Annotated in this window: 1 protein-coding gene; it reads left to right on the top strand. The window is 75.8% G+C overall.

Annotated elements, in window-relative coordinates; translation table 11 throughout:
- Positions 1–211: hypothetical protein (locus tag PROKR_RS35875; protein WP_036967634.1), on the top strand; the 211-nt coding region annotated here is incomplete at both ends.

Genomic DNA, 211 nt, shown 5'->3' with positions numbered 1-211 from the left:
ATCGACAGCACGCGGGAGGGCGGGTCGCTCGTGCTGGTGACGATCGACGGCCGCGTGGGCCAGGCAGGTGCGGCGCGGCTGGTGCGGTGGAAGCGGGACGTGCTGCTCGGCGAGGCCGTCCGGATGGCGTTCGACGCGCACTACCCCACGGGCTACCGCGACGGCGTGGCCGTGGTGCTCGGCCGCTCCGAGCCGGCGGGGCACCTGCTGG

The organism is Promicromonospora kroppenstedtii DSM 19349 (assembly GCF_000515355.1).
Lineage (GTDB): Bacteria > Actinomycetota > Actinomycetes > Actinomycetales > Cellulomonadaceae > Promicromonospora > Promicromonospora kroppenstedtii.
The sequence above is the reverse complement of the archived record's forward strand: the minus strand, read 5'-3'. Positions and strand labels throughout refer to the sequence as shown.